Origin of the sequence: Rhodococcus sp. DMU2021 (assembly GCF_019641445.1) — a bacterium.
GTDB classification, from domain to species: Bacteria; Actinomycetota; Actinomycetes; order Mycobacteriales; family Mycobacteriaceae; genus Rhodococcus; species Rhodococcus pyridinivorans.
In genome coordinates this window covers 127,334-146,306 of sequence record NZ_JAIFKB010000003.1, presented here as the reverse complement: position 1 = coordinate 146,306, position 18,973 = coordinate 127,334, and the positions used below count along the sequence as shown (strand labels likewise).

At 68.7% G+C, this 18,973-nt stretch carries 21 protein-coding genes; 12 read left to right on the top strand and 9 right to left on the bottom strand.

Annotation, left to right across the window (positions count from 1 at the left end; genetic code table 11):
* Positions 1-32: 32 nt before the first annotated feature.
* On the bottom strand, positions 33-659 hold the full coding sequence (locus K3M35_RS06685; protein ID WP_064061500.1) for a TetR/AcrR family transcriptional regulator C-terminal domain-containing protein: 627 nt from the start codon (positions 657-659) through the stop codon (positions 33-35).
* Between the two features lie 161 nt (positions 660-820).
* Between K3M35_RS06685 and bioB the strand changes: the two genes are divergently transcribed.
* The 3 genes from bioB (at position 821) to K3M35_RS06670 (ending at position 2,657) form a co-directional block, all read left to right on the top strand.
* Positions 821-1,834, top strand: coding sequence for a biotin synthase BioB (gene bioB / locus K3M35_RS06680; RefSeq protein ID WP_064061499.1), 1,014 nt, complete (start codon positions 821-823; stop codon positions 1,832-1,834).
* Positions 1,834-2,034, top strand: coding sequence for a hypothetical protein (locus tag K3M35_RS06675; protein ID WP_006554091.1), 201 nt, complete (start codon positions 1,834-1,836; stop codon positions 2,032-2,034). The genes bioB and K3M35_RS06675 overlap by 1 nt, the downstream gene beginning before the upstream one ends.
* 89 nt (positions 2,035-2,123) lie before the next feature.
* Positions 2,124-2,657, top strand: a complete 534-nt coding sequence (locus K3M35_RS06670) for a GNAT family N-acetyltransferase (RefSeq protein ID WP_064061498.1) — start codon at positions 2,124-2,126, stop codon at positions 2,655-2,657.
* A 61-nt stretch (positions 2,658-2,718) separates the two neighbouring features.
* Here K3M35_RS06670 and K3M35_RS06665 read toward each other — a convergent pair whose 3' ends face one another.
* Genes K3M35_RS06665 through K3M35_RS06655 form a run of 3 tightly spaced genes read right to left on the bottom strand, consistent with a single transcriptional unit; the run spans position 2,719 to position 4,894 of the window.
* The gene (locus K3M35_RS06665) at positions 2,719-3,285 is read right to left on the bottom strand and encodes a DUF488 family protein (protein ID WP_217579697.1); all 567 of its coding nucleotides are present in this window, start codon (positions 3,283-3,285) and stop codon (positions 2,719-2,721) included.
* Between the two features lie 16 nt (positions 3,286-3,301).
* Complete coding sequence (locus tag K3M35_RS06660; protein ID WP_220666179.1) at positions 3,302-3,949, bottom strand: maleylpyruvate isomerase family mycothiol-dependent enzyme; 648 nt, start codon at positions 3,947-3,949, stop codon at positions 3,302-3,304.
* Positions 3,950-3,994: 45 nt separating this feature from the next.
* Complete coding sequence (locus K3M35_RS06655; RefSeq protein WP_064061496.1) at positions 3,995-4,894, bottom strand: SDR family NAD(P)-dependent oxidoreductase; 900 nt, start codon at positions 4,892-4,894, stop codon at positions 3,995-3,997.
* 111 nt (positions 4,895-5,005) lie between these two features.
* Between K3M35_RS06655 and K3M35_RS06650 the strand changes: the two genes are divergently transcribed.
* A complete protein-coding gene (locus tag K3M35_RS06650) occupies positions 5,006-5,635 on the top strand; it encodes a TetR/AcrR family transcriptional regulator (protein ID WP_220666178.1) in 630 nt (209 codons plus the stop codon).
* 62 nt (positions 5,636-5,697) lie between these two features.
* Positions 5,698-5,838 carry a hypothetical protein gene (locus K3M35_RS06645; protein WP_006554085.1) on the top strand — a complete coding sequence of 47 codons (141 nt, stop codon included), beginning with the start codon at positions 5,698-5,700 and terminating at the stop codon, positions 5,836-5,838.
* Between the two features lie 15 nt (positions 5,839-5,853).
* Here the strand turns inward: K3M35_RS06645 and K3M35_RS06640 are convergent, their stop codons facing one another.
* Entirely contained in the window at positions 5,854-6,564 is a 711-nt protein-coding gene (locus tag K3M35_RS06640; protein ID WP_033097632.1) for an NUDIX domain-containing protein, read from the bottom strand.
* Positions 6,565-6,646: 82 nt separating this feature from the next.
* Between K3M35_RS06640 and nadA the strand changes: the two genes are divergently transcribed.
* The 4 genes from nadA (at position 6,647) to K3M35_RS06620 (ending at position 11,780) form a co-directional block, all read left to right on the top strand.
* Entirely contained in the window at positions 6,647-7,678 is a 1,032-nt protein-coding gene (nadA, locus tag K3M35_RS06635) for a quinolinate synthase NadA (protein WP_019289717.1), read from the top strand.
* Positions 7,675-9,270 (top strand): L-aspartate oxidase, encoded by a 1,596-nt coding sequence (locus K3M35_RS06630; protein WP_064061494.1) that lies wholly within the window; start codon positions 7,675-7,677, stop codon positions 9,268-9,270. The genes nadA and K3M35_RS06630 overlap by 4 nt, the downstream gene beginning before the upstream one ends.
* Before the next feature lies 1 nt (position 9,271).
* On the top strand, positions 9,272-10,138 hold the full coding sequence (gene nadC / locus K3M35_RS06625; protein WP_064061493.1) for a carboxylating nicotinate-nucleotide diphosphorylase: 867 nt from the start codon (positions 9,272-9,274) through the stop codon (positions 10,136-10,138).
* Positions 10,139-10,337: 199 nt separating this feature from the next.
* Positions 10,338-11,780 carry a wax ester/triacylglycerol synthase family O-acyltransferase gene (locus K3M35_RS06620; protein ID WP_259443686.1) on the top strand — a complete coding sequence of 481 codons (1,443 nt, stop codon included), beginning with the start codon at positions 10,338-10,340 and terminating at the stop codon, positions 11,778-11,780.
* A gap of 52 nt (positions 11,781-11,832) precedes the next feature.
* On the opposite strand, the gene K3M35_RS06615 is transcribed toward K3M35_RS06620, so the two are convergent.
* The 4 genes from K3M35_RS06615 to K3M35_RS06600 all read right to left on the bottom strand — a co-directional run bounded on the left by K3M35_RS06615 (position 11,833) and on the right by K3M35_RS06600 (position 15,794).
* Positions 11,833-12,951, bottom strand: coding sequence for an alpha/beta fold hydrolase (locus tag K3M35_RS06615; protein ID WP_220666176.1), 1,119 nt, complete (start codon positions 12,949-12,951; stop codon positions 11,833-11,835).
* 65 nt (positions 12,952-13,016) lie between these two features.
* Positions 13,017-13,436: a hypothetical protein gene (locus tag K3M35_RS06610; protein WP_220666175.1), complete on the bottom strand. Its 420-nt coding sequence runs from the start codon at positions 13,434-13,436 to the stop codon at positions 13,017-13,019.
* Positions 13,437-13,544: 108 nt separating this feature from the next.
* Positions 13,545-15,299 carry an alpha/beta fold hydrolase gene (locus K3M35_RS06605; RefSeq protein ID WP_308257063.1) on the bottom strand — a complete coding sequence of 585 codons (1,755 nt, stop codon included), beginning with the start codon at positions 15,297-15,299 and terminating at the stop codon, positions 13,545-13,547.
* A 111-nt stretch (positions 15,300-15,410) separates the two neighbouring features.
* A complete protein-coding gene (locus K3M35_RS06600; protein ID WP_006554077.1) occupies positions 15,411-15,794 on the bottom strand; it encodes a helix-turn-helix domain-containing protein in 384 nt (127 codons plus the stop codon).
* 121 nt (positions 15,795-15,915) lie between these two features.
* Between K3M35_RS06600 and hisD the strand changes: the two genes are divergently transcribed.
* The 3 genes from hisD to hisB are packed head-to-tail and all read left to right on the top strand — an operon-like array spanning position 15,916 to position 18,973.
* A complete protein-coding gene (gene hisD, locus K3M35_RS06595) occupies positions 15,916-17,238 on the top strand; it encodes a histidinol dehydrogenase (protein WP_006554076.1) in 1,323 nt (440 codons plus the stop codon).
* Positions 17,235-18,362, top strand: a complete 1,128-nt coding sequence (locus K3M35_RS06590) for a histidinol-phosphate transaminase (protein ID WP_220666174.1) — start codon at positions 17,235-17,237, stop codon at positions 18,360-18,362. The genes hisD and K3M35_RS06590 overlap by 4 nt, the downstream gene beginning before the upstream one ends.
* Positions 18,359-18,973 carry an imidazoleglycerol-phosphate dehydratase HisB gene (gene hisB, locus K3M35_RS06585; RefSeq protein ID WP_006554074.1) on the top strand — a complete coding sequence of 205 codons (615 nt, stop codon included), beginning with the start codon at positions 18,359-18,361 and terminating at the stop codon, positions 18,971-18,973. The genes K3M35_RS06590 and hisB overlap by 4 nt, the downstream gene beginning before the upstream one ends.

The following is an 18,973-nucleotide window of genomic DNA, read 5'->3' as shown; positions in this document are numbered from 1 at the left end:
GGTAGGAGACGGGTCCGACAGGAACGGCGGGATCAGGATGTCGCACGGGTCTCCAGACGTGCGCGGATGCCGTCGACGAACAACCGCAGACCGAATTCGAACCGGACGGCGGGGTCGCCGTCGAGCAGGTCGTCGTCGGCCTCGGCCGGCTGTTCGGTCGCGACATCGGGGGAGAGAGGTGCGCGCGTGAGCGCACCGAGTTGCTCGAGTTGCGCGCGGGACTGCTCGTCGACGGTGTGGCCGAGCACGTAGTGCAGCAGCGCGTAGCCGGTCAGTTCTGCGTACGCCCGGGACAGACCCGCACGTTCGGCGGTGGCCACGAAGGCGTCGCGGGCCCGGGAAGTGGTCAGCCGGGAGGCGTAGCTCGAGGCGACGAGTTCGGCGCCGTCGCGATGGGCGAGCAGCGCGGCGCGGAAACGGTGCGCCAGCTCGGAGAGGGCGTCGTCCCAGACATCGCTCGCGGGCGGCTCGTCGACACCATCGAGGATGCGGTCCGCCATGGCGCCGAGCAGGGTCTGCTTGTTCGGGAAGTGCCAGTACAACGCACCGGGCTGGACGCCGAGCGACGACGCGAGCTTGCGCATCGTCAGGTCGCCGAGCCCGTACTCGTCGAGGATCGCCATGGCGCCGTCGAGGACGTCGCCGCGTCGCAACTGCACTGCTCTTCTGCTCCCGCTTCTCCCACTGCCCGCGGCGGTACCGCGCCACCGGGGATCCGAACCGAAGGATTCGTGCCTTTGACACTATCGGACGCTTCGCCCTAACCTGAACGCTGTTCAATTGAACGATGTTCAAGTTCTCGCCACCCCAGGAGACGGCAGTGACCCAGGAGCCCGCCCGCACCGACATCCTCGACATCGCTCGCGACCAGGTGCTCCGTCGCGGCATCGGTTTCGACCGCGACCAGACCCTCGAGGTCCTGCAGCTGCCGGACGATCGCATCGACGACCTGCTGGCGGTCGCCCACGACGTGCGCATGGCGTGGTGCGGACCGGAGGTCGAGGTCGAGGGGATCATCAGCCTCAAGACCGGTGGCTGCCCAGAGGACTGCCATTTCTGCTCGCAGTCCGGCCTGTTCGCCTCCCCGGTGCGGGCCGCCCGGCTCGACATCCCGTCGCTCGTCGAGGCCGCGAAGCAGACCGCCAAGACCGGAGCCACCGAGTTCTGCATCGTCGCGGCCGTACGCGGACCCGACGAACGCCTCCTCGCGCAGGTCGCGGCCGGTATCGAGGCGATCCGCAACGAGGTCGACATCCAGATCGCGTGCTCGCTCGGCATGCTCACCCAGGAACAGGTCGACCGACTCGTCGCGATGGGTGTGCACCGCTACAACCACAACCTCGAGACCGCCCGCTCGCACTTCCCGAATGTCGTCACCACCCACACCTGGGAGGAGCGCTTCGAGACGCTGCGCATGGTCCGCGAGGCGGGTATGGAGGTGTGCTGCGGAGGCATCCTCGGAATGGGTGAAACCGTCGAGCAGCGAGCCGAATTCGCAGCCGACCTCGCGGCGCTCGAACCCGACGAGGTGCCGCTGAATTTCCTCAATCCGCGCCCCGGCACCCCTTTCGGGGATCTCGAGGTGCTGCCCGCCACCGAGGCGCTCAAGGCGGTGGCGGCCTTCCGATTGGCGTTGCCGCGCACCATCCTCCGGTTCGCCGGTGGCCGCGAGATCACGCTCGGCGACCTCGGCGCGCAGAAGGGGATCCTCGGCGGGATCAACGCCGTCATCGTCGGCAACTACCTCACCACGCTCGGCCGACCGGCAGAGACCGACCTCGATCTGCTCGGCGAACTCAAGATGCCGATCAAGGCCCTCGGCGAGACGATCTGATGTTCGATCCGTTCACCGGCGAAGCGATCGTCGACGGGACGATCCGAACCCGTTCCACAGCAGTGCAACTCGGGCTCGAACCGCCGCGCTTCTGCGCGCAGTGCGGTCGCCGGATGATCGTCCAGATCGCGCCGGACGGGTGGTGGGCACGGTGCTCGCGCCACGGGACCGTCGACTCGGTGATGAGCGAACAACGCTGACCTACCGTGGCGCGTCTCGGATCGTGCCGGGCCGACTGCGCGACCGATTCGCGAAAGTTACGGCGACCGAACGATGTAACTTCGTGTGCATGCTGAATACTCGACTGCTGCCGTTACGCAACGACCGAGCACAGCTGCGGGCGATGATCGGCGACGACGCGGCCGCCTACGCCGCCGGGACGGCAGATCCACTCGTGCGCCGGTACGCGCACCTGCCCGAACCGGCGTATACGGAAGCGTCCGTCGCAGCGTTGATAGACGGCGCGATTCGGCACGGGCTGGAGCGCGGAGATCTGGCCGTACTGACGATCGCCGATCCGGAGACCGATCGCTTTGCCGGTAGCCTGGTGTTGTTCGACATCGCCGACGAGGAGGCAGAAGTCGGATTCTGGTTGCATCCGCACGGTCGTGGGGAAGGGCTCGCTGCCGATGCACTCGAACTTGCGGCCGAGCTCGCGCGGCGCAGCGGATTACTTCGCCTGACCGCGCGCACCCTCCCCGAGAACGAAGCATCACAGCGCGTGCTCGAGCGGTGTGGTTACATCCGCGGTGACCGAACCCGGACCGTCACTCCGTCGGGGGCGGAAGCCCTCGCCGTGCACTACTCACGGGATCTCGGATGATGCGTGTTGTCGCTGTCTCCCGGGCGGGGCGAGCACGCGGGCCTCTGCGAGGCTCGGAACGCTACGGGAGCTCACGTTCTTCGGCAGGATAGGTCACGATCCCGTCGGAACCCACCGACGGCGTCGCGCCCCACTGTCCCAGTTCGTGCTGTCGCGGCTTCGCGTTGTTGACGAGATGCACGACGGTCCATCCCCGTGCGGCGAGGGTGTTCGCGATCAACAGTCGGTGACAGCGCCACGGCATCGGCTCGCCGCACATGATCGCGACGTGCCGATGCTCGGCCAGTTCGGTAAGGCGCTCCAATCCGGCCTCGAAGTCGTCGGTGAGGGTGTAATCGGCGTAGTTCTTGAAACTCGCGTTCTTCCAGCCCGCGTTGACGGCCGGATCGATGCCCTTCTGCTTGGGGCGCCTGCCACCGAGTTCGGTGAGGTGCAGATAGCCGATCCCGGCGCTGTCGAGCCAGGACGGCATCTCGTCGGCGTCGAACTGCGGGCTGCGGCGCGAACCGGGCATCTTCCGCACGTCGACGACGAGTTCGATGTCGGCCGAGGTCAGCGTGTCGAGCAGGACGGACTGCGGACACGTCCAGTGGCCGATGGTCCACAGGACGCGGGAGTCGGCACTCATGGCACCCATCGTCCCATCACGCGTGCGCGACCCGCCGGCGTAGTTCCTCGGCGCCGTCGCCCTCCAATCGGGACAACCCCGCACGACGGCCGGCGAGCAGCAGCAGGATCGCGGAGATCGGTCCCCGCACCTCGGGTCCGGAACCGGAGGACCACTCGGTATCGGTTGCGCTGAAACGGAATCCGTCGAGCGGGACGTCGGCGAAGACCCGGGCCTTCCCGGTGCCGCGGGTGGACCACATCCGACTGGCCCCCGCCGCCGCGGCATCCGGTGGCATCGGCAGGTCGCGCTGCAACGGCACCGCGATGTCCTGACCGTGGACGAGCAGATCGATCATGGCCTCGAGCGGGGTGATGCCCACATTGTGCCGCCGGGAGCCGATCATTCCCCGGAGGTCGGCGATCAACTCCTGCGTCGGTCGCCGGGCACGGTCGCGAGAGGACTCGCGGATGATCGTGTTCACCCCGCCGCGATGACGCACGACCATCCGGACGAAATCGACCACGGTGAGCTGCTGCAACGTGAGGTGCGCGGCGACGTCGCGCACGGTCCAGCCCTCGCACAGCGACGGCCGGCGCCACTCGTCCTCGGTCAGTTGTTCCAGCAGGTCTGCAGTTCGTGCGCGCTGCTCGTCGATGGTGTTCCAGATGTCGTCGACGTTCATGGGATCACCTGACCTGGGGTCCGCCCGACACACGATCTGCCCATTCTAGATCGCGGATCGCTCCCCACTCACGGATTCCAATGCCGGTACGGCATCTTCCGCGGCACGGCTCACCGACTCCCACTCGAGCCAGGTGGCAATCTTCTCCCGGGTGGCGGCCACGGCCGCATCCAGGACGGCATTGCCCAGGACGATGCGTCGAGGTGGCCGGTCGGCATCGACGACCTCGAGCAGTGCCCGCGCGGCCAGGGCGGGGTGGCTGTCGATGCTCGTGGACGCGCTCTGCTTTTCGATCTCGGCTCGCAGCGAGTCGTAGTCCGATCGCGGAGTGCTCACCGTCATGGTGGTGTAGAGATCGGTCCGGTAGCCGCCCGGTTCGACGATCGTGACGTCGATGCCGAAATGCGCGGCCTCGACGGCCAGGGCTTCACTGAGTCCTTCGAGGGCGAACTTGCTCGCGCTGTACAGCCCTGTGCCGGGCCCGCTCAGTACGCCCCCGATGCTCGAGATCTGCACGAGATGCCCGCGTCCTCGGCTCCGGAAGGCCGCCATGGCGGCCTGGCTGACCCACATCGCTCCGAAGAAGTTCGTCTCGAACTGTGCACGCGCCTGCTCCTCGGTGAACTCCTCGACGAATCCGTAGGCCATGGTGCCCGCGTTGTCGACGACGATGTCGAGGCCTCCGAAATGCTCGCGGGCGGTGTCGAAAGCGGCGAACACCGCCGTGCGATCGGTGACGTCGGCCGGGAGTCGGAGGAGACGTTCCGGATCCCGGGGGAGATCGGCCGATTCGATCGATCGGGAGACGGCCACGACGTTGTCGCCTCTCGACAGCGCCGCACGGGCGAACTCCCTGCCCAGGCCGCGGCTCGCGCCGGTGATCAACCAGGTGCGGGGACGGACGCCGGGGGTGGCGGGGGACGCGGTCGTCGGTTGGGTCTTCAATGCATATCTCCTGAGTGAGACGAGACGGTCCGTCTCGTTCATTCGAGGATGACCCTCCGGAGGACGCCTGTCAAGACGCAACGTCTCGTCTCGATGAGATATCGTCGTCCCATGCCCCCACGCCCCGAAACCGGACACTCCCGGCGGAACCCCGCCTCGCGGAAAGCGATCCTCGATGCCGCTTTCGGCCTGGTCGCCGAGGTCGGCTACTCGAAACTCGGTATCGAGGCGATCGCCGCCCGGGCCGGCGTGGGGAAGCAGACGATCTATCGCTGGTGGCCGTCGAAAGGAGCCGTCCTCCTCGACGCGTATCTGGCACACACGCAGGGCGATGCCGGAGACGAGGCCGCGCTGCCCGACACCGGCGACCTCCGCGCGGACCTCGTCGCGGTGCTGCAGGCCACCGTGGCGGAGCTGCGTGATCCGACGTTCGCCGTCCCCCTGCGAGCGTTGACCGTGGCGGTACTCGAAGACCCCGAACTCGCAGCGGAATACGAACACCGCCTCGACGCGCCGATGCGGGAGATGAAGAAGGCCAGGCTTCGGGCCGCGCAGAGTGCGGGGCAACTGCCGGACGACCTCGATCTCGGTGTCGCCGTGGACATGCTGTTCGCGCCTGTCGCCCAGAAATGGTCGACCACCGGCGAACCCCCGTCGGAGGACTACGTCCGCACACTGGTCGAGACCGTCCTCGCCGGCCTGACGCGCTCGGCCGAGGGCATCCCGTCTTCGAGCATGTAACGCGCGACTCCTCTTGTCCGACAAACACGTCGGAATCACATGACGATCAGGGGAGGGGCAGCATGGGTTCGGTCGATGTTCTGGAATGGATCCGCGAAGGTTATCTGGCGGGCGACCCGCTGCGCTCGGCGCTGTTCGTCGGGTCGGCCTTCCTGACGATGCCGCTGCAGTTGCTCGAGGTCATCATGGGACGGCCTTTCTGATCTCCTCCGGGAGGTTCACACCGGCGGTCGCAGGGCGGCGAATTCGTCCGTCACGCGCAGCCTGGAATCGGTGAAGCGGTAGAGCGCCGGGGGGCGACCTCCCGCTTTGCCGGACGGTGCGGTGTTGCCGGTGCGGGTGAGCACGTTCCGGCGCGCCAGCACCCGTTGGAGATTGGTGGCATCCACCTCGTAACCCAATGCAGCGCAATAGATGTCGCGCAGCGTGGACATCGAGAACTCCGCCGGTGCGAGGCCGAATGCGATGTTCGTGTACGACAGCTTCGCGGCAAGGCGCGCATGGGCGTTCGCCACCATCACCCCGTGGTCGAAGGACATCGCGGGAAGGTCCGAGACCGGATGCCAGGCCGTATCGGACGGCAGCTGGGGATCCGAGGTGAGGGGGATCAGACCGAGATAGGTCGACGCGATCGTGCGCGGTCCCGGCACCCGATCCGGGTCGGAGAAGACCGACAGCTGTTCGAGGTGCGCGACCTTGCGGACGTCGACCTTCTCCGCCAGTTGCCGTCTCGCCGACGTCGTGAGGTCCTCGTCGTTGCGTAGTTGGCCGCCGGGGAGCGACCACGTGCCGACCTGCGGATCGAGGGCCCGCTGCCACAGCAGCACCCCGAGTTCGGGCTCCTCGCGGAGGGCTCCCGAGGCGTCCGGGAAGCGGCGAACCTGGAACACGGCGATGAGCACTTCGTGACGGGTGTTACCATGTGTCATGTTTTCGATCCTAAGTCGAAAACCTCGAATACGGCAATTCCGGTAGAACCCGCCGGGATGACACCCTCGAAGGAGCTAGGCCATGACCACGACCGAGTGGGCGGGAGCCGCCACCATCGTCGACGGCCCCGGCGGATACACGGGCGTCGAGGCGACGCCGGAGTGGGCCGAGGAGGTCCGCCGGTTGGCCCGTGAGCGCAACGCCACGCTGCTCGCGCACAACTACCAGCTTCCCGCGATCCAGGACGTCGCCGACCACGTCGGCGACTCGCTCGCGCTCTCGCGTATCGCCGCCGAGGCCGAGGAGGACACCATCGTCTTCTGCGGCGTGCACTTCATGGCCGAGACCGCGAAGATCCTCAGCCCGAACAAGACGGTGCTCATCCCCGACGAGCGCGCCGGCTGCTCGCTCGCCGACTCGATCACCGCCGACCAGCTGCGCGAGTGGAAGGCCGACCACCCCGACGCCGTGGTGGTCTCGTACGTCAACACCACCGCCGAGGTCAAAGGCCTGACCGACATCTGCTGCACGTCCTCGAACGCCGTCGACGTCGTCGCGTCCATCGACCCCGACCGCGAGGTGCTGTTCCTGCCCGACCAGTTCCTCGGCGCCCATGTCAAGCGCGTCACCGGTCGCGAGAACATGCACATCTGGGCTGGGGAGTGCCACGTGCACGCGGGCATCAACGGCGACGAGCTCGCCGCGCAGGCCAAGGCGCACCCCGACGCCGACCTGTTCGTCCACCCCGAGTGCGGTTGCGCCACCTCGGCGCTGTATCTCGCCGGGGAGGGCTTCGTGCCCGACGACAAGGTCAGAATCCTGTCCACCGGCGGGATGATCGACGCCGCCCGGGAGACCGGCGCGAAGCAGGTCCTCGTCGCCACCGAGGTCGGCATGCTGCACCAGCTCCGCAAGGCCGCGCCCGGCATCGACTTCCAGGCGGTCAACGACCGGGCGTCGTGCCCCTACATGAAGATGATCACGCCCGCCGCGCTGCTGCGCTGCCTGCAGGAGGGACGCGACGAGGTCCACGTCGCAGCCGACGTCGCCGAGCGGGCACGCCTGTCGGTGCAGCGCATGATCGCCATCGGCAACCCGGGCAGCGGCGAGTGACCACCGCCATCACGGTCGCGTGGGAGGACCACGCCGACCTGGTGGTCGTCGGGGGTGGCGTCGCCGGTCTCACGGCCGCGCGCGCGGCCTCCCGGCGCGGCGCACGGGTGCTCATGGTGAGCAAAGGGGGCCCCACCGACACGGCCACCCAGTACGCCCAGGGCGGCATCGCCGTGGTGGCGCCGGTGGGCGACAGCGTCGACGCCCACGTCGCCGACACCCTCGCCGCGGGCGGAGGACTGTGCGACGAGGACGCGGTGCGCTCGATCGTCACCGCCGGCCCCGACGCCGTCACCGCCCTGCGTGACCTCGGAGCGGTGTTCGACACCGCCGGAGACGGCGACATCGCCCGCACCCGCGAGGGTGGGCACAGCACCCGCCGCATCATCCACGCCGGTGGCGACGCGACCGGCGCCGAAGTTCAGCGCGCCCTCGGCACGGCGGTCCAGCGCGCCCTCGGCGCGGCGGGTCTGCCCGTCCTGTTCGGCGCCGCTGCCGCCCGGATCCTCACCGATGCGCGGGGCGTCACCGGACTGCTCGTCCTCGACGAGCGCGGGTTCGGCGTCGTCCACACCCCGGCCGTGTTGCTCGCGACCGGTGGCCTCGGGCAGCTGTACGCGTGCAGCACGAATCCGCCCGGCGCCACGGCCGACGGCATCGCGCTGGCCCTGGCCGCCGGCGCCGGTGTCGCCGACCTCGAATTCGTCCAGTTCCACCCGACCGTGCTGTTCGCGGAAGGCGGCACCGGACGTCGGCCGCTCATCAGCGAAGCAGTGCGCGGGGAGGGAGCACGATTGGTCGACTCCCGCGGCCGATCGATCACCGAGGGTGTGCATCCGCTCGGCGACCTCGCACCCCGAGACGTCGTCTCGCGGGCCATCGCCGAGCGACTCACTGCACTCGGTGAGGATCACGTGTACCTCGACGCCCGTCACCTCGACGGCTTTGCCACGCGTTTTCCGACCATCACGGCGATGTGTGCCGACGCCGGTCTCGATCCGGCCCGTGATCTGCTGCCGGTCGCTCCCGCCGCGCACTATTCGTGCGGCGGTGTCGTGACCGATGTGCACGGCCGCACCCGCATTCCCGGTCTGTACGCGGCCGGTGAGGTGGCACGTACCGGCCTGCACGGCGCGAACCGGCTCGCCTCCAACAGCCTTCTCGAAGGGCTCGTCCTCGGCGAGCGCGCGGGGATGGCCGCGGCGATCGAACGGGCCGGAACGCGTGTCGAGACCGACGGCATTCCCGCCGTCGCCTCGGCCGTCTGTGATCGGACGGTGCTGCAGCAGCTCATGACCCGGCACGCGCTGGTCGTGCGCGACGCGAACGGACTGGCCGCTGCCGCAGTCGAACTCGACAGGATGAGCGTCGCAGCAAGCTGTACCGACGCCGATCGGCTCGAGGACTCGGCCCTCACCGTCACCGCGCGGGCCCTGCTGCTCGCGGCGCAGCGCCGCACCGAATCGCGGGGATGCCACACCCGCAGCGACCGTCCGGACACCGACCCGACGCAGGCACGCAGCCTCGAACTGCGCATCGACGATGACGGCAAGTTGTCCTTCACCACACCGGAACTGACAGGAGTCAACTGAGATGACCACCGCTCTGCCCGACGGACTCGACCTCGCCGAGACCCGCGAGCTGGTCCGGAAGGCGCTCGACGAGGATCTACGCTACGGAGCGGACGTCACCACCGACGCCACCGTGCCCGCCGACGCCGTCGCCACTGCCTCGGTGGTCGCGCGGCAGGCCGGCACCCTCGCCGGTCTCGATGTCGGTCTGCTCGTCCTCGACGAGGTCATCGGCGCCGATCACTACCGCGTGCTCGATCGCAGGTCCGACGGCGAGCGCGTGCTGCCCGGGGATTCGGTCCTGACCGTCGAGGCGCCGACCCGCGGCCTGCTCACCGCCGAGCGCACGATGCTCAATCTCCTGTGTCACCTGTCGGGCATCGCGACGGCGACCTCGCACTGGGTCGATGCGGTGACGGGCACCGAGGCGAAGATCCGCGACAGCCGCAAGACACTGCCGGGAATGCGCGCGCTGCAGAAGTACGCGGTGCGGATGGGTGGCGGCGTCAACCACCGCATGGGGCTCGGCGACGAGGCGCTGATCAAGGACAACCATGTCGCGGCGGCCGGTTCGGTGGTCGCGGCGCTGCGAGCCGTCCGCGAGCATGCCCCCGACATCGCGTGCGAGGTGGAGGTCGACACCCTCGAACAGTTCGACGAGGTGCTCGCCGAGAACGTCGAGTTGATCCTGCTCGACAACTTCCCGCTGTGGCAGACGCAGATCGCGGTGCAGCGGCGCAACACCCACGCGCCGCAGACACGACTCGAATCCTCCGGCGGCCTGTCCCTCGATGTCGCCGCGGACTACGCGCGCACGGGCGTCGACTTCCTCGCGGTGGGTGCGCTCACCCACTCTGTGACCGTCCTGGACTTCGGCCTCGACATGTGAGCGTGTAGGTCGCAGGTCGCGGCACGGATGAATCGGACGCGCCACCGGAACATCCGTCGGTGAGACGGTCCCCGCACGTGCGCTTTCTGGGGTAGAACTGACAGCACATCGACGTGCCGGTACCGGTCACGTAGGGGCGGTGCTCCGGTTGTCGCCGGTGCCGGGTGGGGGAGGAAGACAGAACACGATGCGGTTACCGATGTCACCGACCGACTCGATGTTCCTGCTCGGCGAGTCGCGCGACCACCCGATGCATGTCGGCGGTCTCCTGCTGTTCCAGCCGCCGGAGGGCAAGGACGCGAGTGACCTGAAGTCGATGTTCGCCGAGGCGCTCGCCCGGGAGGAACCCGCCGGGCCGCTGTGGCGCAAGCGGCCCACCCGCTCGCTGTTCACCCTCGGGCAGTGGGCCTGGGAGGACGATCCGCGCTTCTCGATCGACTACCACGTCCGGTTCAACGCGCTGCCGTCCCCGGGCACGATGGACGATCTGTGGGAACTCGTCTCCCGCCTGCACGCGTCGCTGCTCGACCGCACCCGCCCGTTGTGGGAGATGCACCTGATCGAAGGGCTGGCCGACGGTCGCTACGCCCTCTACGTGAAGATCCACCACGCGGTCGCCGACGGAGTGGGGGCGATGCGCCTGCTGCGCCGTGCGCTCAGCACCGACCCGGGCCGCACCGACATGCCGGCCCCGTGGGCGGTCGCAGACGCGCAGTCGTCGAGCCGCTCGGTGATGGGTACCGCGATCGGGTTCCCCGGCGCCGCCGTCCGCGCGGCGACCGGTGCGGTGAACGATGCAGTGAACGTCGTGTCCGAGGCGGTCGCTCTGGTTCCGGCGCTCGTCGGCACCGTCGACCGTGCCCTGCACAATCGCGGTGGTTCGTTGTCGCTGGGCGCTCCGAACACGATCCTCAACCGGAAGATCTCCGGATCGCGCAGATTCGCGGCCCGATCCTGGCCGATCGAGCGACTGCGAATGGCGGCCAAGGCGGCCGACGCGACGCTCAACGACGTCGTCCTCGAACTGTCCGGTGGGGCGTTGCGGGCGTATCTCTCCGAACACGATGCGCTGCCGGAGGATTCGCTGGTGGCGATGGTCCCGGTCTCGTTGCGTCAGAGCAGGAGCTCGTCGGGCAACGAGATCGGCATTCTCATGTGCACGCTCGGGACGCAGTGCGTGGATCCGGTAGAACGTCTTGCGCGCGTGCGTGGTTCGATGATCGAGGGCAAGCACGCGATGAACTCGATGTCGAAGCTCGGTCGTCTCGCGACGAGCGCGGTGGGTGTGGCGCCTCTGGCGGTGGGAGTACTTACCGGCAACCGGGCGCTGCCGCGGCCGCCGTTCAACGTGATCGTCTCGAACGTGCCGGGTCCCGATGCGCCGTTGTACTGGAACGGTGCGCGCGTCGACGCGTTGTATCCGCTGTCGGTGCCCGTCGACGGGCAGGCGCTGAACATCACGTGCACGAGCACCGACGACGAGATCGCCTTCGGTCTCACGGCGTGCGGTCGCACGGTCCCGGATCTCGTCTGGCTGCTCGATCGCTTCGACGAGGAACTCGAGGCGCTGGAATCCGCCCTCGGCGTCCGGGTGGAGGTCGACGACGAGGAGAGCGGGGAGGACGACGCCGGGAACGACTGACCGTGCCGTTTCGAGAATCGGCGCGCCGCATCGCCGAACGGCCCGGGATGAGTCAGGACGTCGCCGCCACACGGCGGGCGTGCGGCGTCCACACTTCGGTGAGGGTGCGGCGGCCGATGAACAGCCCGATGTGACCGGCGTCGGCGACGGTGGTGGTGATCCTCTGCGGCGAGGTCGATACGTACTCCGCGAGCGTGGTGACCTGCCGGGGAGTCGCGATCGGGTCGGCGGAGCCGGCGATCAGATGGACCGGGCAGTCGACGGCCGCGAGATCGACGACGCGTCCTTCGGCCTTCATGCTGCCGGCGACGAGTTCGTTGCCCACGAACAGGTGGCGCATTATCCACGCGCGGAAGGCCGAAGGGATCTCCTGCTTCCACGTGAACCAGTGCCGTTCGGCCTCCCAGCGCGCCACTTCGTCGGGATCGTGGAGCAGGGCGAGCAGCGTCATCGCTCGTTCGATCTCACCGATCGGATCGGTGGTCGGCACTCCGACGGTCCGAGCCGCCCCGTACCAGAAGTCGATCGTTGTGGCCGCGGCACCGTGGGGCGCGCGGGCCAGCACCGACAACGCCGGCTGGTCGACGTGGAAGTCGATGGGTGCTCCCGCCACGGTCAGCGAGTGCACGCGCTCGGGATGCAACGCCGCGTAGACCGTGCCGAGCCACCCGCCCTGGCTGTCGCCGATCAGGTTCACCCGGCCACCGAGATGGTCGACGGCCTCGGCGACGACCGCCAGGTGCTCGTCGATCGAGCAGCCGTCCGTCGCGAGGGTCGCGGGCGCCCAGTCGAGACAGTGCAGGCGGGTCAGGCCACCGGCTCGGAGGGCTTCGACCTGACTGCGGTCGGCGGAATGGTCGACGATGCACGAATGGGTGCCCGCCTGCGGCGGCAACAGCAGCGTCGGGATCTCGTCGCGTGCGGGGTCGGAGGTGCTGCAATCACGCAGACCTCCGAGGGGCCACCGGCGCACGACCGGCCAGTCCGTGGTCCAGCGCGGCGGCGTGGCCGATGTCAGGGCGCGGCTGTACCGGTTCGCGTCGGAGATCAGCGTGCACGGCGTGGCGCCGCGTCGTACGAGGCCGGCGAGATAGCCGCTCCAGCCGGCGATCGCCGCGGTCCCGAGACGAAACGGGGCCGCGGCGATCCGGGCTGGTGTCAGTGTCAGCATGCACTGCACCGGAGAACGTCCGCTGATGGGGTGTTCGGTATCGACTGCATCGAGTGAGTCGACGATTACTTCAGCAGGTCGCGAGCGGTGCTCATGACGGTGGTGGTGAGCTCGCGAGCGAAGGAGACCTGCGCCTTGGCGAGATCGGCGACCCACTCGACGGGGGTGGCGTCGGCGACCTTCTCCTGCAGATCCAGGAGGCTCGAGACGGCCTTCTCGTAGGTGTCGACACCGAGGTTTCCGCTCTGCTTCGCGGCGTCGACGAACTTCGCGTTGAACTCCTGGAAGCGCTCGGTGGCCTCGTCGACGGTCTTGGTGAACTCGGTCGCGGCCTTGTCGGCAACCGCAGCGGCCGTCGAGGTCAGCTTCTCGGCCGACTGCTGGGCCGTTGCGGTGGCCTCGGCGGCGGCCTTCGTGGCGGCTTCGGTCGCCTTGGCTGCGGCATCGGTGGCCTTGGCGGCGGTGGTCTTGGTCGGTGCGGTCATGGTGTGTACCTTCCGTGGGCGCTCGTGACAGGAGCGGGGCTTCCCCTGTGGGGTGCGCTCGGATCAGCGCTGTTAGCAGGTTAGCAATATGATAGCTAACGCGCAACGTCACTCGAAGACATAGGTTCCCGGGGCATCGCACCGCGGCGGATGCTGCGCGCTGCCCATCGCCGGGGGAGCGACCAGCTCACCGGCGCGCTTCGTCGACCATGCGGTCCAGTCCTCCCACCACGACCCGGCGGTGCGAGTGGCCTTCTCCGACCACGCCTTCGGGTCCTCGGGCAGCGTCGGCAGCTTCTCGCCGTCGGGCGCGCCGACGGCCTCGAACCAGGCCTTCGGGTTGGGGGGATTGACCGCGCCGGCCACATGGCCGCCGCTGGTCAGGACGTACCGGACCGACCCGCCGAGCAGGCCCGTGGCCTTATACGATGACGTCCACGGCACGATGTGGTCGTTGATCGCGCCCACCACATAGGTGTCGCACGTGATGTCCGACAGGTCGAGGACCTCGCCGTCGAGCTCGTACACGCCGCGCGCGAGCTCGTTGCGGCCGTACAGCGACCGCAGGTAGTGCGAGTGCATCTTCGCCGGCATGCGGGTGCTGTCCTCGTTCCACGCGAGGATGTCGAAGGCGGCGGGCTTCTCGCCCTTCATCCACCGCGACACCCAGTAGTTGAAGATCAGATCGCGCGCGCGGATCATGTCGAAGCTGCCGGCCATCTCGTTGCCGGAGAGGAAGCCCTGCTTGCTCATCCGGAACTCGACGCGGTCGAGTGTGGCCGGGTCGGTCAGCAGTGCCAGCTCGCCGACCTCGCTGTAGTCCAGGAGTGTGTTGAGCATCGTGAACGCGCTGATCCGCTTGTCGCCCAGCCTGCCCATGCGGGCCGCGGCCATCGCCGCCATCGCGCCGCCCAGGCAGATCGACAGCACCTCGATACGCGAGGATCCGGTGATCTCCTCGACGGCGTCGAGAGCCGCCGCGACACCCTGCCGGTAGTAGTCGTCCATCGTGATCTCGTGCATCGACTCGTCCGGGTTGCGGTACGAGATCGCGAACACGGTGCGGTTGTGCTGCACGGCCCACTCGATGAGGCTGCGTTGCGGCGCGAGATCGAGGATGTAGTACTTGTTGATCCACGGTGGCGCCGCCAGGATCGGGATCTCGTGCACCTCACCGGTCTGGGGGGCGTACTGGATGACCTCGATGAGGTCGTTGCGGAAGACGACCTTGCCGGGGGTCGCGGCCATGTTCTCGCCGAGGGTGAACGCCTCGCGGTCGACCTTGAGCGGCAGGCCCTTCCGGTGCACGACGTCCTCGATGGCGTACTTCGCGCCGCGGAACAGGCTCGCGCCACCGGTGTCGAGCGCGCGCACGAGCACACCCGGGTTGATGAGGAAGTTCGAGGGGGCGAGTGCGTCGAACATCAAGTTCGCGAACTGGCGGGCCTTGCCGTCCTGCACGGGATCGCCCGAGCCGGCGTCGGCGAGATCCTCGACGTACTCGCGGGTGGCGAGATAGCTCTGCAGCAGCGAGAAGTAGGCCGGGTTCTCCTTCCAGGCGGCATCGGAGAACCGGCGGTCCTTCGAATCCAGCGGCACCGGGGGCTGCGGATCGGCGGCGTTCCACACGCGTGTCGCCGCTGCCGGGATGTTCGCCAGGCGGGTGGCGTACTCCGTGGTCGCGCCGGCCACGGCCCGCGGATTCTTCACTGCACGGCCGGCGACGGATGCGACGGCCGGTCCCCACCCGATCGGGTCGAGGGAGGAGGTGAGCTTCTTCTGCAGATGGTTGAGCACCGAGCAACTCCAGAACTGGGTGAATGGTCCGGAGCCGATGGTGACGTCGCCGAGAAAGGTGCGCACCTTACCCCCAGGTACGTGCTACCTGCATGTTCGTCGATGAGGCGACGAAATCGGGCTGACCTCGGACGCTGGGTGGCGCACGAACGCACTCGGTACCGATTGTGAGAATGCTCACTTCTCGTCGGGTTCGCGTCCTCCACCACGCCGACGGCGCGCGACGGTGACCTCACGGAACGCCTCGTACATCTCCTCGAGCGAACGCCGTTGGGGATTGGTCAGGTCGGGATCCTCGCGGATCGCCCGCAGGACCGCGGACTCCGCTCCGTCGTCGGCCTGCGCGTGGGTCGCGAGGGTGTCCGCTGACAGGTGCAACTGTTCGGCGATCGCTTGCAGCACACGCTCGCTCGGCGCCCGCAGGTTCCGCTCGATCTGCGACAGGTACGGATTCGAAATGCCCACCATCGCCGCGAGTTGACGCATGGGCAGTTCTGCGAGCTCACGCTGGCGGCGGATCAATTCGCCCAACGTGCTCGGGCGCGACTCGTCCTCGTCCATGCCGTCAGCATAAGCACGGTGATCCGTGTCGAGAGCATCCTCACGCGGGCGCGACTTCGAACGTCACCACTCGATGCGAGATAGTAGAAGGTGACCCCTGTTCGACGAGAGAGGACACCTCATGCTTGCCCGCACCGACCTGCGCGGTCGTACTCCCACCACTGCGGAGCTCAGGGGCGCACTGCCCCGCGGCGGAGTGGATGTGGACGCGGTGCTCCATCAGGTCCGTCCCGTCGTCGACGACATCCGCGATCGCGGCGCCGAGGCCGCGCTCGACTACTGCGAGAAGTTCGACGGGGTCCGCCCCGCCTCGGTACGTGTTCCCGCCGCGGAACTCGGCCGCGCGCTGGCCGAACTCGCCCCCGCCGTCCGTGCCGCTCTCGAGGAGGCCATCGCGCGCACGCGCGTCGTGCACGCGGCCCAGCGCCGCACCGACGTCACCACCGAGGTCGTCCCCGGCGGTACCGTCACCGAACGCTGGGTGCCGGTCGAACGCGTCGGCCTCTACGTGCCGGGTGGCAACGCGGTCTACCCGTCGTCGGTCGTGATGAACGTCGTGCCGGCGCAGGCCGCCGGCGTCGAATCGCTCGTCATCGCCTCGCCGCCGCAGAAGAACTTCGGCGGACTGCCGCACCCGACGATCCTCGCCGCCGCGGCCCTGCTCGGCGTCGAGGAGGTGTGGGCCGTCGGCGGCGCACAGGGTGTCGCACTACTGTCCTACGGCGGCACCGACACCGACGGCGCCGAACTCGCCCCGGTCGACATGATCACCGGCCCCGGCAACATCTACGTCACCGCCGCCAAGCGGCTGTGCCGCGCGGTCGTCGGCATCGACGCCGAGGCCGGTCCCACCGAGATCGCGATCCTCGCCGACCACACCGCCGACGCGGTGCACGTCGCCGCCGACCTGATCAGTCAGGCCGAGCACGACGTCATGGCCGCCTCGGTGCTCGTCACCACCAGCACCGACCTCGCCGACGCCGTCGATACCGCGCTCGCCGCGCAGCTCGAGCTCACCGAGCACCGCGAGCGCGTCACCACCGCGCTGTCCGGCAGCCAGTCCGGCATCGTCCTCGTCGACGACATCGAGCAGGGCCTGAAGGTCGTCAACGCCTACGCCGCCGAGCACCTCGAGATCCAGACCGAGAACGCCTCCGAGGTCGCCGCGCGTGTCCGGTCGGCGGGCGCGATCTTCGTCGGGCCGTGGGCGCCGGTCTCCCTCGGCGACTACTGCGCCGGATCGAACCACGTGCTGCCCACCGCCGGCTGCGCCCGGCACTCGTCGGGCCTGAGCGTGCAGACCTTCCTGCGCGGCATCCACGTCGTCGAGTACACCGAGGCGGCCCTGAAGGACGTCTCCGGTCACGTCATCACCCTCGCGAACGCCGAGGACCTGCCCGCCCACGGTGAAGCCGTCCGTCTGCGATTCGAGGCGCTGAAGTGACCCAGATCCCCGGCTCCCGCATCACCCTCGCCGACCTGCCGTTGCGCGAGAATCTGCGCGGCAAGTCGCCCTACGGTGCACCGCAGCTGACGGTGCCCGTCCAGCTCAACACCAACGAGAACCCGCACCCGCCCACGCAGGCGCTCGTCGACGACGTCGCCGAGGCCGTGCGTGAGGCGGCGACGCAGCTGCACCGCTATCCCGACCGCGACGCGGTCGCGCTGCGCACCGACCTCGCCGCTTATCTGACGAAGGCGTCCGGTGTTGCCCTCGGCGTCGAGAACGTCTGGGCCGCGAACGGTTCCAACGAGATCCTGCAGCAGCTCCTGCAGGCCTTCGGTGGCCCCGGGCGCACGTCGATGGGCTTCGTGCCGTCGTACTCGATGCACCCGATCATCGCCGACGGCACCCAGACCGAGTGGCTGGCCACCTACCGGCGCGACGACTTCACCCTCGACGTCGACGCATCCGCCGCCGCCGTGCGCGAGCGGCGGCCCGACGTCGTCTTCGTCACCAGCCCCAACAACCCGACGGGACACAGCATCCCGCTCGACCAGTTGCGGGTGATCCTCGACGCCGCCCCCGGCATCGTGATCGTCGACGAGGCGTACGTCGAGTTCTCCTCGCAGCCGAGCGCTCTGTCGCTGATCGACGAGTACCCGACGAAGATCGTCGTCTCGCGGACGATGAGCAAGGCGTTCGCCTTCGCCGGTGGACGGCTCGGCTATCTCGCCGCAGCCCCCGCGATGATCGACGCGCTGCTGCTCGTGCGCCTGCCCTACCACCTGTCGGTCATCACCCAGGCCGCCGCGCGTGCGGCCCTGCGGCACGCCGCCGAAACTCTCGCGTCGGTTGCGGAACTGGCCGCCCAGCGCGACCGCGTCGCCGCCGAACTCGCCCGGTTCGGCTACGACGTGATCCCCTCCGACGCCAACTTCATCCTGTTCGGCCGCTTCGCGGACGCCCCTGCCACCTGGCAGCGGTATCTCGACGAGGGTGTACTCATCCGCGACGTCGGGATCCCCGGCTACCTGCGCACCACGATCGGCCTGACCCACGAGAACGACGAGTTGCTGCGAGTGAGCGAGAAGCTCGCGGCCACGGAAATCGAGGAAACCCGATGAGCGACCGCATCGCGCGCGTCGAACGCACCACCAAGGAATCGAGCATCACCGTCGAGATCGACCTCGACGGGACCGGCCGCACCGAGATCTCCACGGGGATCCCGTTCTACGACCACATGCTCACCGCGCTCGGCCAGCACGGTTCGTTCGATCTCACCGTGCAGGCGCAGGGCGACATCGAGATCGAGGCCCACCACACCGTCGAGGACACCGCCATCGTCCTCGGCCAGGCCTTCGGTCAGGCCCTCGGCGACAAGCGCGGCATCCGGCGCTTCGGCGACTGCTTCATCCCGATGGACGAGACCCTCGCGCACGCGTCGGTCGACGTCTCCGGCCGTCCCTACTGCGTGTTCACCGGTGAACCCGACTACATGGTGCACTCGGTGATCGGGGGATATCCCGGCGTGCCCTACTCGACGGTGATCAACCGGCACGTGTTCGAGTCGTTCGCCTTCCACGCCCGCATCGCCCTGCACGTGCGGGTGCTCTACGGCCGCGACCCGCACCACATCACCGAGGCCGAGTTCAAAGCGGTCGCCCGCGCGCTGCGCGAGGCCGTCGAACCCGACCCGCGTGTGACCGGCATCCCTTCGACGAAGGGCAGTCTCTGA

What these genes read in the sequence shown, in the direction of transcription:
- K3M35_RS06675 (WP_006554091.1), top strand. Translation starts at nt 1,834, where the DNA reads ATGTTCGATCCGTTCACCGGCGAAGCGATCGTCGACGGGACGATCCGA.
- K3M35_RS06670 (WP_064061498.1), top strand. Translation starts at nt 2,124, where the DNA reads ATGCTGAATACTCGACTGCTGCCGTTACGCAACGACCGAGCACAGCTG.
- K3M35_RS06665 (WP_217579697.1), bottom strand. Translation starts at nt 3,285, where the DNA reads ATGAGTGCCGACTCCCGCGTCCTGTGGACCATCGGCCACTGGACGTGT.
- K3M35_RS06660 (WP_220666179.1), bottom strand. Translation starts at nt 3,949, where the DNA reads ATGAACGTCGACGACATCTGGAACACCATCGACGAGCAGCGCGCACGA.
- K3M35_RS06650 (WP_220666178.1), top strand. Translation starts at nt 5,006, where the DNA reads ATGCCCCCACGCCCCGAAACCGGACACTCCCGGCGGAACCCCGCCTCG.
- K3M35_RS06645 (WP_006554085.1), top strand. Translation starts at nt 5,698, where the DNA reads ATGGGTTCGGTCGATGTTCTGGAATGGATCCGCGAAGGTTATCTGGCG.
- K3M35_RS06640 (WP_033097632.1), bottom strand. Translation starts at nt 6,564, where the DNA reads ATGACACATGGTAACACCCGTCACGAAGTGCTCATCGCCGTGTTCCAG.
- nadA (WP_019289717.1), top strand. Translation starts at nt 6,647, where the DNA reads ATGACCACGACCGAGTGGGCGGGAGCCGCCACCATCGTCGACGGCCCC.
- nadC (WP_064061493.1), top strand. Translation starts at nt 9,272, where the DNA reads ATGACCACCGCTCTGCCCGACGGACTCGACCTCGCCGAGACCCGCGAG.
- K3M35_RS06620 (WP_259443686.1), top strand. Translation starts at nt 10,338, where the DNA reads ATGTCACCGACCGACTCGATGTTCCTGCTCGGCGAGTCGCGCGACCAC.
- K3M35_RS06615 (WP_220666176.1), bottom strand. Translation starts at nt 12,951, where the DNA reads ATGCTGACACTGACACCAGCCCGGATCGCCGCGGCCCCGTTTCGTCTC.
- K3M35_RS06610 (WP_220666175.1), bottom strand. Translation starts at nt 13,436, where the DNA reads ATGACCGCACCGACCAAGACCACCGCCGCCAAGGCCACCGATGCCGCA.
- K3M35_RS06600 (WP_006554077.1), bottom strand. Translation starts at nt 15,794, where the DNA reads ATGGACGAGGACGAGTCGCGCCCGAGCACGTTGGGCGAATTGATCCGC.
- hisD (WP_006554076.1), top strand. Translation starts at nt 15,916, where the DNA reads ATGCTTGCCCGCACCGACCTGCGCGGTCGTACTCCCACCACTGCGGAG.
- hisB (WP_006554074.1), top strand. Translation starts at nt 18,359, where the DNA reads ATGAGCGACCGCATCGCGCGCGTCGAACGCACCACCAAGGAATCGAGC.